9 protein-coding genes are annotated in these 11,621 nt (G+C 47.8%); 7 read left to right on the forward strand and 2 right to left on the reverse strand.

Annotated features, from left to right (window positions below; all coding sequences use genetic code 11):
• Positions 1-269 precede the first annotated feature (269 nt).
• Complete coding sequence (locus tag FO446_RS08310) at positions 270-1,739, forward strand: amidohydrolase family protein (protein ID WP_237900368.1); 1,470 nt, start codon at positions 270-272, stop codon at positions 1,737-1,739.
• A gap of 57 nt (positions 1,740-1,796) precedes the next feature.
• Here FO446_RS08310 and FO446_RS08315 read toward each other — a convergent pair whose 3' ends face one another.
• Entirely contained in the window at positions 1,797-2,579 is a 783-nt protein-coding gene (locus FO446_RS08315; protein ID WP_232773379.1) for an SDR family oxidoreductase, read from the reverse strand.
• Between the two features lie 229 nt (positions 2,580-2,808).
• Here FO446_RS08315 and FO446_RS08320 point away from each other — a divergent pair, with 229 nt between their 5' ends.
• The 4 genes from FO446_RS08320 to FO446_RS08335 all read left to right on the forward strand — a co-directional run bounded on the left by FO446_RS08320 (position 2,809) and on the right by FO446_RS08335 (position 7,535).
• Positions 2,809-3,882: a branched-chain amino acid aminotransferase gene (locus FO446_RS08320; RefSeq protein ID WP_173608686.1), complete on the forward strand. Its 1,074-nt coding sequence runs from the start codon at positions 2,809-2,811 to the stop codon at positions 3,880-3,882.
• A 204-nt stretch (positions 3,883-4,086) separates the two neighbouring features.
• Positions 4,087-4,803, forward strand: coding sequence for a GntR family transcriptional regulator (locus tag FO446_RS08325; protein ID WP_173608685.1), 717 nt, complete (start codon positions 4,087-4,089; stop codon positions 4,801-4,803).
• 25 nt (positions 4,804-4,828) lie between these two features.
• Entirely contained in the window at positions 4,829-5,461 is a 633-nt protein-coding gene (locus tag FO446_RS08330) for a sterol desaturase family protein (protein ID WP_173608684.1), read from the forward strand.
• A gap of 469 nt (positions 5,462-5,930) precedes the next feature.
• Positions 5,931-7,535 (forward strand): glutathione ABC transporter substrate-binding protein, encoded by a 1,605-nt coding sequence (locus tag FO446_RS08335; protein ID WP_232773376.1) that lies wholly within the window; start codon positions 5,931-5,933, stop codon positions 7,533-7,535.
• 68 nt (positions 7,536-7,603) lie between these two features.
• Here the strand turns inward: FO446_RS08335 and FO446_RS08340 are convergent, their stop codons facing one another.
• Positions 7,604-8,023: a hypothetical protein gene (locus tag FO446_RS08340; RefSeq protein WP_232773375.1), complete on the reverse strand. Its 420-nt coding sequence runs from the start codon at positions 8,021-8,023 to the stop codon at positions 7,604-7,606.
• Between the two features lie 338 nt (positions 8,024-8,361).
• Here FO446_RS08340 and FO446_RS08345 point away from each other — a divergent pair, with 338 nt between their 5' ends.
• Positions 8,362-9,948, forward strand: a complete 1,587-nt coding sequence (locus tag FO446_RS08345; RefSeq protein ID WP_237900370.1) for a glutathione ABC transporter substrate-binding protein — start codon at positions 8,362-8,364, stop codon at positions 9,946-9,948.
• Between the two features lie 100 nt (positions 9,949-10,048).
• A complete protein-coding gene (locus FO446_RS08350; RefSeq protein WP_221867716.1) occupies positions 10,049-11,620 on the forward strand; it encodes a glutathione ABC transporter substrate-binding protein in 1,572 nt (523 codons plus the stop codon).
• Position 11,621 lies beyond the last annotated feature (1 nt).

The following is an 11,621-nucleotide window of genomic DNA, read 5'->3' on the forward strand; positions in this document are numbered from 1 at the left end:
TTTCTCTATCTTGCAAGTAGTGGATGAGAGTCCAGTCTAGTTGTCTTCATTAATTGTAGTGAATATTTCGAACAAGGTTGTTCATCTTCTTTACTAGTTTTTGCATGATCTTTACGTATTGTGTGGAATCTTGCCTGTTTTCGAAAAGGAGTAAAGATTGTGCAAATACATGTAAAGGTTTTGAAACAAATTTTACAGAATATTTCCTATAATAACGAAGGATGCAATGGAGTGAAGAAGACGGAACGAGAAAGATAGGGAGGATCGTCATGAAAAAGAAAATAACCGCAAAATATGTCATCGGTTTTGACGGCGAAGATCATGTGATTATCAAAGATGGGGAAGTCGTTTACGAGAATGACACCATTGTTTATGTGGGGCACGATTTTGATGGCGAGGTAGATGAAGTGATCGATGCGGGCAATGCTGTAGTCAGCCCGGGCTTCATTGACCTGAATGCGTTGGGTGATATTGATCACGATATCGTACATTTGGAGCAAGCTTCTGCTCGAAACAAAAATATGCTTTGGTCAGAAGACTACTACCGCAAAGGCTACCATGAGGTAATGACCCCTGAGGAAGAGGCATTCAAATCCCTTTACGCCTACAGTCAATTGATTCTTAATGGGGTAACGACAGCGATGCCGATTACATCTGTCTTCTACAAGCGCTGGGCGGAAACGTATGAGGAGCTGGCAGCGGCAGCCGATCATGCAGGGCGCTTGGGATTACGTATGTACATGGGGCCGAGCTACCAGTCTGGTATGCGTGTCGTGAAGGCTAATGGAGAGATTGAAGTACTGTGGAACGAATCGGAAGGACAAGCAGGTCTGGAGCGGGCTGTACAATTTGTCAAAGATTTCGATGGGGCTCATAACGGACTCATCCGTGGAATGCTGGCACCAGAGCGAATCGAGACTCAGTCTGTAGAGAACCTGATCAACACAAAGCGTTACAGTGAGGAGCTCGGATGTCCGATTCGTCTGCATGCTGCGCAAGGTCTCTACGAATATACGGAAATCCATCGTCGTCACAACAAATCACCGATTCAGTTCCTGAATGAGATCGGCTTCCTCGGAAAGAAAACGGCAATTCCGCACGCACATTTCATTCCAGGCTTTAGTAAGGCGAAATTCGGAGAGGGAGACGATTTGGCGATCCTCCAAGAGACAGGTACGACTGTGATTCACTGTCCGCTAGTAGTCGGTCGCCACGGCGAGGCACTCGAATCGTTTGCCCGTTACAAGCGTCGTGGTGTCAACATCGCGATTGGAACTGATACGTTCCCGCCTGACTTCATCCAAAACATTCGCACAGCCAGCATGCTGTCCCGTTTGGTGGAAGGCGATGTCGCGGATTCCAGCTACGCGGATATTTACCGCGCAGCGACATTGGGCGGAGCACGTTTCCTTGGAAGAGATGATCTGGGACGATTGGCGCCGGGGGCAAAAGCAGATATCATTGCCATCGATCTGGACGGTTTCCACATGGGGGCGGTTGATGATCCAATCCGCACGATCATCGCGTGTGGCTCGGGGCGTGATGTAAAGCTCTCCATTATTGCTGGACGCACCGTAATGAAAGACCGTCTCCTGCCAGGAGTTGATCTGGAAGAGATCAAAGCGAAGGGACAGCGTTACTTTGACAAAATGCGTCTGGGTTACGTCGAGCGCGACTATCAACAGCTGGGCGAAAAAGAGCTGTTCAAGCCTTCTTTTCCAATCGTGAGCAAACCATAGCCTGTACAAAAAGAAGAAGCACAATCTGCTAGAAACGGCGGATTGTGCTTTTTTCACTTACCGGATGAACCCGCCTTCGGAATGCATAATCTGTCCGGTAATCCACTCCGCTTCGTCACTTGCCAAAAAGGCGACAAGACGTGCTGCATCCTCGGGCTGTCCAATCCGTCCGAATGGAAATTGCTGCAAAAGGTAATGCTTGATTTCGTCGTTCATCCAGCCTGAATCGGTGGGCCCAGGATTTACAGCGTTGACCGTAATCCCTCGCGTAGCTACTTCGGCAGCAAGTGTCGTCGTCAGGGCATCCACGGCTCCTTTTGTTGCCGCATACGCGATCTCACCAACCATCGGGCCTTTGGACTGACCAGATGTCATGTTGATGATTCGGCCTCCGCGTTGTTGGGAGAAGCGACGTGCAAATTCCACACTGAGCATCGTCGTTGCCCGGACATTGATGGCATAATGTGCGTCCAAACTGCCTATATTCAGCGCCTCGTAACCGTCATTTGTCGAGTAGCAAGCGTTGTTGACGAGGATGCTTGGCTCACCAAGTTGTGCTGTAGCTGCGTCGAGCACCTCCTTATAGGCATCAGACTGAGACAGGTCGACCTCGATTCCCGCACATCTGACCCCGTAGCGTCTGATCTCTTCCTGCAAGATGGCGGGTTCATCCTTATGAAACCCATGCGCCATGGAATGGTCATAGGCGGTCCAGTACGTATGGAATATATCGGCTCCGTGTGAGGCAAGCATTTTACAGATTGCAGCCCCAATCCCTTGAAGGCGGCTGGCTCCTGTTACTATGGCAATTTTTCCGTGCAGGCCATGGTGCGTGGTCATACATATCCCTCCTCATTCTGTCTCTATCCATTCTTTTCGGGATACCTATTCCCGTCATCCTGCCTATGAAGAAAAAAATTGATCACGAAATGATTGCGAAGTTTTCGCTAAATAACCATAAAATGTAGAGGCAGGAGAAACTTACGCTGGAAATCATGCAAAATTGTTGCTATTTTGTATATATAGGAAGTTTCAAATCGTGGTTTTCATACTAAGGGAGATGTAGAAGATGGAGTGTCAGTTAACAATTACCCGGACAGAACAGAAAAAAGAGAAACCAGCTTCTGACAAGCTGGGGTTCGGTGTTCATTTTACCGATCATATGTTCACCATGGATTATACAGAAGGTAAAGGATGGCATGATCCACAAATCGTCCCTTACTCTTCGCTGACATTGGATCCGGCAGCAATGGTGTTCCATTATGGGCAAGCTGTCTTTGAGGGTTTGAAAGCTTATCGCAACCAAGAGGGCAAGGTTAGCTTGTTCCGTCCTGATCAAAACTTCAAGCGTATGAACCGTTCGCTTGAGCGTATGAGTATGCCGTTGATCGACGAGGAATTCATGGTCGAGGCATTGAAACAGCTGGTGGCAGTAGATAAAGAATGGATTCCAACCGAAAGCGGACAGTCTCTCTACATTCGTCCCTTCGTAATTGCGACAGAGCCATGCTTTGGTGTGCGCGCTTCGCATACGTACAAATTGGTAATCGTGCTCTCTCCGGTTGGAGCGTACTATGCGGGTGGCATGCAGCCCGTGAAAATTTATGTAGAAAACAACTACGTTCGTGCGGTAAGAGGCGGAACAGGAAACGCAAAAGTGGCAGGTAACTACGCAGGCGGTCTGAAAGCACAAGTGGAAGCGAAAGAAAAAGGCTATGAGCAAGTGCTGTGGCTCGATGGCGTAGAGAACAAATATATTGAAGAAGTAGGCAGTATGAACGTGTTCTTCAAGGTAAAAGGGGAAGTGTGGACCCCAGCATTGAACGGAAGCATTCTGGAGGGGATCACGAGAGATTCGACCATCCAATTGCTCAAGGACTGGGGAATTCCAGTCGTAGAGAAGCGGATTTCCATGGAAGACCTGCATACTGCTTACGTCAATGGTGAGCTGGAAGAAGCATTCGGCACCGGAACAGCGGCTGTTATTTCCCCGGTCGGTGATCTGAACTGGAACGGGCATCAGATGATCATTAACGGTGAAAAAACAGGGGAATTGACGATGAAACTGTACGACGAGATGACAGGAATCCAGTACGGTGAGCGTGAAGACAAGTTTGGCTGGTCGGTAAAAGTGACAGAATAGTCACGCCAGCAGCATAAGAGGCATAGCCTTCTCTTTTTCGGGAGAGGGCTATGCCTTTTTTGAGCTGGAGAAGGATCACTCAATTTCGCGTGGGTACTGGTAAGTCCAAGTATTTCACCTCTTGACAGGAGTTGTGTAAAATATTACCTTTTGTGGTAATACCACAAATATTTGTTATAGGACCAGCAACGCAGGGAGGCGATCATGACAATGGAGAAAAAAGGGGGAAAGAAAGAACGGTCGTCGGATCAAATTGAGAAAAAATTAATCAAAGCAATTTTGACCCGCGAGTATCCTGCAGGAAGTACGCTGCGGCCCGAACGGGAGTTGGCAGAGTACTACGGGGTAGGCAGGCCAACCGTAAGAGAAGCACTGCAACGCTTGGAAAGAGATGGCTGGATCACTGTGCGGAAAGGACATCCGGCAATTGTCAACGATTATTGGCATCAAGGCAATATCATGACCCTTGTCCATATCATACAAAACCACGACGATGTTACGGATGAGTTTATTTCGTACTTGCTGGAACTGCGGATATCGTTGGCTCCTGTTTACATTCGTAACGCGGTTGCTGCTCATCAGCCGAAGGTGGTCGCATTGCTTGCGAATCTCGATCAACTGAAACCTGATGCCGATTTTTATGCAGCGTTTGACTGGGAGCTGCAGAAAAATCTGACGAGGCTTTCCCCAAATCCTATCTATTTACTGATTGTAAACAGTTTTGATTCTTTTTATCTAAAAATGGCGCGAAAGTATTTTTCCATCCCGGAACACCGCGAGGCATCTTGGCACTATTACCATCAGCTTTTGAAAGTCTCTTTGCAAGGAGATTACATCGAAGCAGAGCGTGTAGCCAGAAAGGCAATGGAAAAAAGTTTGGAGCTGTGGAGAAACCGAACCGTGTTGGAACAAGACAAGTGAAGGAACACAAGAGGAGGGCGTTCTGATGAAGGCAAAGTTTCTGAAGGAATTCTTTACGTTTCCGGATATCCTCATCATGAGCATTCTATTCCTGATTAGTTTGACTTTCACTCTTTCTGAATGGTACGTGTTGAAAACATGGGTGGCACTCGTGGCTGGGATGATTGGATATGCGGCAAGTGAATACTTGATTCATCGATTTCTCTTTCACCTCAAACCGCCTCGAAATCCATTTTTTCTCCAAATGTTAAAGCGTTTACATTATGATCATCACGCCGATCCGAACAACTTGCACCTGCTATTCTTGCCCGTTTGGTACAGCTTGCCGCTCATTGCAGGTACCGGAGCCATTTGTTATCTGCTTACTTCCGACATGATTGCGACCAATGCCTTTGTTACAGGCGTGATCGGATTTCTGCTATTTTATGAATGGACGCATTATATCGCCCACCGCCCGGTTCAACCCATATCTCCATGGGGGCGTTGGATGAAAAAGCTCCATCTATGGCATCACTTCAAAAATGAACATTATTGGTATGGTGTTACCAGCCCGGTTTTTGACGTCATGCTGGGGACTTACAAGAATGAACAGGATGTCGAGAAAAGTTCAACCGTGAGAGATCTGGAAAGACGGTGGGACAAAGATGTTGAAGTGTAATTGGTCTTTCATGCACGGCCATCTCTTTTTGAGGGATGGTTTTTTCTTTAGATTTAAAAGCTACCGATAAACGCCAAAGCTGGTGAGAAGAAAAAGCACAGGGCTCGCAGACCTTGACAACGCCTACCCAGTCGGAACTTCAAAAAGGAGACAACGCTTGTCGAACACTTCTTCCTCGAGAAACTTCCCCCCGTAGGGTGGCTTTGGCTCGACGGTCCCTTTTTGAAGTGGAGACGTCCAGTGATTCCCCCTTGCTAGCGTGTCAGTGTCGAAGAGAACTGTGCTTTTTCTTTTCCTCCACTATGGTAGGTAGCTCCAATAGAGTTATTTTGAACATTCAAAAACGACATAGTAAAGAAAATGAAAAGAAAGGTAAAGATAATGAAAAGATTAATAGTAAGAAAATTAGTAATATTTAGTCATGCCATTTTCTTTTCATTCTATCATCCAGAACAAGGGGGCATTCACAGTGAAGAAGAAGCACATGCTAGGATCCATTCTCGCCCTGTCTGTCTTGGTTTCCACAGTCTTGGCAGGCTGTGGGGGCAGTCAGACATCCAGTGGGACGAATTCCGCGTCCAACTCCAATCAAGCTTCGTCTAGCCCCGCTTCTTCATCGGCCGCAGCAGGTGGAGGCGGTACCTTGATTATTGCGCGCTTGTCCGATGCGAATAATTTGGACCCGCATTTCAGTACCCAGATTAATTCCATGGCAGTGACGCAGCACAAGATCTATGAAGGTCTGGTCATGTTGGATCGGAATAGCGAGTACAAACCTCTTTTGGCAAAGGAATGGAAACAAAAGGATGATGTCACCTGGGAGTTCACACTGCGTGACGGTGTTACCTTCCACGATGGGGAGCCTTTTCATGCAGAAGCGGTGAAAAAGACGATCGACCGCATTTTGGACAAAGACAATCCGACTCCCAAAGCAAACATGTTTGGCATGATTAAAGAGGTGAAGGTCATTGACCCGCTGAAGGTAGAGATTATTTTACATTATCCGTTCGCAGGGCTCTTGTCCGTACTGGCGAGTGCCGAGGGTGGCATCATTAGTCCAAAGGCGATTAAGGAATTCGGCAAAGAGTTGTCCAAGAAACCAGTTGGGACGGGACCATTCACCTTTGAATCATGGACGCCTGGACAAGAAATCGTCTTGGTGAAAAACGAGAAGTATTGGGGCAACCAACCGAAACTGGAAAAAGTCGTTTTCAAGACCATTCCTGAGGATGCGACACGTGTAGCCATGGTGGAGACAGGTGAAGCTCATGTCGCAGAACAGCTACCGGTCACTGAACTGGAAAGGGTACAGAACTCGCAGAGCATGTCTTTAGGCCGGTTTGAATCATTCGCGGTTGACCATATCGGGATGAACGTCAAGCAGAAGCCTTTTGACGATGTTCGCGTCCGTCAGGCCATTGCCCATGCGATCGATAAGGAAGCGATTATTAAAGGGGTTTATAACAATGTCGGAAAGGTAGCCATTTCGTCATTAGGGCCAAAAGTCATCGGCTACAGCCCGAATATTAAAACGCCGGAATACGATTTGAACAAAGCGAAGCAATTGCTCACTGAGGCAGGCTACGCCAACGGATTCAAGGCAACCATCTATCTCAATGACAACAAGGCACGGATCAATGTGGCAGAAGTGCTGCAATCCCAGCTGAAGGGAATCGGCATCGACTTGCAGATTCAAGTGATGGAGTTCGGCGCGTATCTGGAATTGGCGGCAAAAGGGGAAGCGCAAATGTTCATTAGTGGCTGGGGCAATGCCACTGGAGATGCAGATTACAACCAGTACAACCTCTTCCACAGCACGTCAGCAGGTGTGCCAGGCAACCATTCCTTCTACAATAATCCGAAAGTCGATGCGCTGATTGAAGCGGGTCGTAAGGAAAAAGATCCAGAAAAGCGCAAGGAAATCTACGCAGAGGCGCAGCAAATCGAGATGGAGGAGGTGCCGTTGCTGCCATTCCGCAGCAGTGAAAACCTCGCAGCCATTGCCAAAAATGTACAGGGTGTGTACATCAGTCCATCTGGGTACATTGACGTGAGCCAAGTCACAATTCAATAGCAGTAGCTAGAGACCTTCTCTACCAAATGGAGAGGGTCTTTTTTTAGTAGATAAGAATTTATAAAAATTCATATCGACATGGAAGACTTTTGCTCTTTGGGTACGAAGGCTTCACCAAAAATCTTGACGAAGCCAGTATTGTGGCTGCGGTGGGAAGAAGAACATTTCCAGTCTAGGCTCCAGGCTCCGTCCTGCTGGGGGCTAAGACTGTCCGCTCCGAAGGGATTTGCGGGGAAACGCAAAAGTGGTAGCCGCTTCGTCGCGCGGGCACGGTTGCGTTTCTTTTGCCCGCAAATCCCTTCTCCGCTTGGTAGGACTCCACAAGTCGCTACGTCTGGAAATATTCTTCTCTGGCGTAACTGATGATCTTCTTCAATCTTTAATTGTTTAAAAACCCGTTTAAGCACGGAAAGCTCGTAGAGGAAACAGGAGAAATAAGCGAAGATCTTAGGGACACCGACCGAGACGGAATGCAAAAAGCGAAACACGCTCTTAAGCGTCCACCTCTGAAAAACCTCCTGAATTGACTACTTTGGACGCGGTTTCGCTTTTTGCATGGAGTCGTGCAGTCAATCCCCCAAGGGGTGGCCCTAGAATCTGAGCGTTTTTTCCTGTTTCCTCCCCACCACTACAGCAACATATACTCCAAGTCTATTTTTATTGCATGATTCGCATAAAAGTAGAAAAAGTGAAAAAAAGAGTAAAGAAAGTGAAAATACAAGTAAAGAGAGTGAAAATACAATGCCAGAATAGTGGGTAAAATGAAATATGCGCGAATGGTCAAAATATTCAAGTACATCTGGCGCAAAAAGAGGGGGATCACTACATGAAAAAGACGCGCTTTTTCCAGACGCTGCTTGCCATGACCGTTGCGGTTTCTACTGCGTTGGCAGGCTGCTCACAAGCACCTGAAGCAGGAGGGAGTACCAATTCTTCGGGGCAAACCAATGCTTCATCACCAGCTGGCAAAGAAGGCGGGACACTCGTCATCGCCCGCTTGTCTGATGCGAACAACCTCGACCCACATTTTCTAACGCAAATCAATTCCGCCGCCATCATTCATCACAAGGTATACGAGGGTCTTGTTCGGATGGACAAAGAAAGCAAATATGTAGGTTCACTCGCTTCTGAATGGAAGCAGCTCGATGATGTGACATGGGAATTCAAGCTTCGCTCTGGTGTGACATTCCACGATGGCACGCCATTCAATGCGGAAGCTGTGAAAAAGACGATTGCACGTGTTCAAGACCCGGCTGTAGGCTCTAACCGCGCTAATTTGTTTGAAGCCATCAAAGAAGTAAAGGTCGTGGACGATACAACGGTTCAATTCATCCTGCACTATCCATACGCACCGCTCCTGTCCGTGCTCGCCAGTGCAGAGGGAGGAATTTTGTCACCAAAAGCGATTGAACAGTATGGAAAAGAATTGACCAAGCATCCAACGGGAACAGGGCCTTATAAATTCGAATCATGGACACCTGGTCAAGAAGTCGTCCTGGTGAAAAATGATAGCTATTGGGGCGATAAACCGAAGCTGGACAAAGTCGTCTTCAAGACCGTTCCAGAGGATACGACCAGACTTGCGATGGTCGAGACAGGAGAAGCGAATGTAGCTGAGCAGTTGCCAGTGACAGAAGTCGATCGGGTGAAAAATTCTCCGAGTATGACACTTGGTCGTTACCCTGCTTTCGCTAGCGATCATATCGGGATTAACAACTCGAAGAAGCCATTCGATGATGTACGCGTTCGTCAAGCAATTGCACATGCGATTGATAAGAAAACCATCATTCAAGGGGTGTACAACGATGTAGGGACGGTCGCTCATTCCTCCATTACCCCGTCTATGGTTGGTTACAGCCCGAATGTAAAAGACTTGCCTTACGATCTGGAAAAATCCAAAAAGTTGTTGGCGGAAGCTGGATACGCGAACGGCTTCAAAGCAACGATTTACTTAAATGATAACAAGGCACGAGTAAGCTTGGCAGAGGTGTTGCAGCAACAGCTGAAACAAATCAATATCGATTTGGAAGTGAAAGTGCTAGAGTTCGGTGCTTATATTGAAGCAGCCAACAAAGGCGAAACGGAATTGTTCCTCAGTGGTTGGGGCAATGCCACAGGCGATGCAGACTACAACCAATACAATCTGTTCCACACGAAGTCGCAAGGGGCAGCTGGCAACCATGCTTTCTACAGCAATCCGGAAGTGGACAAGCTGATCGATGAGGGCCGCAAAGAGAAAGACGAAGAAAAACGGAAGCAAATCTACGAAAAAGCACAGCAAATCGAAATGGACGAAGCAGCAATGGTACCGTACCGCTTCTCTGAAAACCTCGCAGCGATTCAAAAAGGCGTAGAAGGAGTTTGGATCAGCCCAGCAGGACACATTGAGATCGATGCTGTAACTTTGCCATAATTTCAGCAAAAAGTGCTTTATGATCAGCATAGCTTCGCCCATTGGGAACGAGCTATGCTGATTGATTATACAAAGAAAGATTAAAATGGGGGCGTGTCTAATGAAAAAACAGAAGAGGCTAGGTTCAATACTGGCAGGTATCCTGAGCGTTGGTCTCGTGCTTACAGGCTGTTCATCGGGTACAGAGCAAAGTGCGGCAGGGGCTCCGACTGCGAAGGAAGCTCCGGCAACAGATCAGACGCTGGTGATTGCACGGCAGTCTGACGCAAACAATCTAGATCCGCACTTTATTTCAGCGATCAATGCAGCGAGTGTGGTCCATCACAAAGTGTACGAGGGTCTTGTCCAGCGAGATGATAACATGGCGTTCAAGCCGATGCTAGCCACGGAATGGAAGCAGTTGGACGATGTCACCTGGGAGTTCAAGCTGCGTCAGGGGGTCAACTTCCACGATGGTACGCCGTTTAACGCCGAAGCGGTGAAAGCAACATTCGCACGCGTCCTCGATGAAAAGGTCGCCTCTCCACGTGCGTCTCAGTTTAAGATGCTTTCGGAAATAAAAGTAGTGGATGATTACACCGTGCAATTCAAGCTAGCCTACCCGTATTCCCCATTGCTGTCGATCCTCGCCAACCACGAAGGAAGCATCATCAGTCCAAAAGCAATAGAGCAATACGGCAAGGACCTGAGCAAACATCCCGTCGGCACAGGGCCGTTCGTATTTGAATCGTGGACACCTGGCCAAGAGATCGTACTCGTGAAAAATGACAACTACTGGGGAGAGAGGGTGAAATTCAAGAAGGCTGTCTTCAAAGTCGTACCAGAGGACACGACGCGCGTAGCCATGGTAGAGACGGGAGAGGCGCACATCGCTGAACCATTGCCGGTGACAGAAATTGACCGCGTCAGTAATTCCCCTCAAATGAGTTTGTACCGGACAGAGGGCTTGGGGACAGATTTTATCGGGTTCAATACCAAGAAAAAACCGTTTGACGACATCCGTGTTCGCCAGGCGATCAACTATGCGATTGAGACTGATGCGATCATCAAAGGTGTGTACAACGATGTAGGAACGAAAGCGAATTCCGCAATGAGTCCGAAGGTTCTTGGATACGATGGGGCGTTAAAAGGATACGAGTTTGATCCGAACAAGGCCAAGGCCCTGTTGAAAGAAGCGGGCTATCCGGACGGCTTCAAGACAACCCTGTGGACAGGCGATCGCAAGGAACGGATTAATGCTGCGGAAGTAATTCAGTCCCAGTTAAAGGGAATCGGCATTGAAGTAGAGGTGAAAGTACTTGAGTATGGAGCCTATTTGGATGCAGAAGACAACGGTGAAACAGAGCTGTTCATCAGCGGATGGGGCAATGCCACTGGAGACGCTGACTATAACCAGTACAATCTGTTCCACTCCAGTTCTTTGGGCAAAGGCGGTAACACAACGTTCTACGTGAATAAAGAAGTGGACAAGTTCATCGAAGAGGGGCGTCGCGAGCAGGATACGGAAAAACGAAAGCAAATCTATGCAAAGGCGTTGGAGATTGAAAAGCAAGAAGCACCAATCGTCCCGATCCGCAATCTTGAACATGTCGCTGCAATCAGCAAAAACATCAAAGGCTTCTGGATCAGCCCTTCAGGGTATATGATGATCAACGGCATTACGATTGAATAGC

The organism is Brevibacillus brevis (genome assembly GCF_022026395.1).
Taxonomy (GTDB): Bacteria; Bacillota; Bacilli; order Brevibacillales; family Brevibacillaceae; genus Brevibacillus.